This is a genomic window from Chromohalobacter sp. HP20-39 (assembly GCF_033052815.1).
In the GTDB taxonomy this organism is placed as follows: Bacteria; Pseudomonadota; Gammaproteobacteria; order Pseudomonadales; family Halomonadaceae; genus Chromohalobacter.
In genome coordinates, this window is the sequence record NZ_JAWHTP010000773.1 from 1 (window position 1) to 264 (window position 264).

The following is a 264-nucleotide window of genomic DNA, read 5'->3' on the forward strand; positions in this document are numbered from 1 at the left end:
TGGCAGCAGCAGCAATCAAAGGCGGCACTGTAAAAGTGACCGGTATTGGACGTAACAGTATGCAGGGTGATATTCGCTTTGCTGATGTGCTGGAAAAAATGGGCGCGACCATTTGCTGGGGCGATGATTATATTTCCTGCACGCGTGGTGAACTGAACGCTATTGATATGGATATGAACCATATTCCTGATGCGGCGATGACCATTGCCACGGCGGCGTTATTTGCAAAAGGCACCACCACGCTGAGCAATATCTATAACTGGC

At 49.2% G+C, this 264-nt stretch carries 1 pseudogene; it reads left to right on the plus strand.

The window, feature by feature from the left end:
* Positions 1–264, plus strand: a pseudogene (locus RVY79_RS20050) (3-phosphoshikimate 1-carboxyvinyltransferase); the annotation flags it as partial.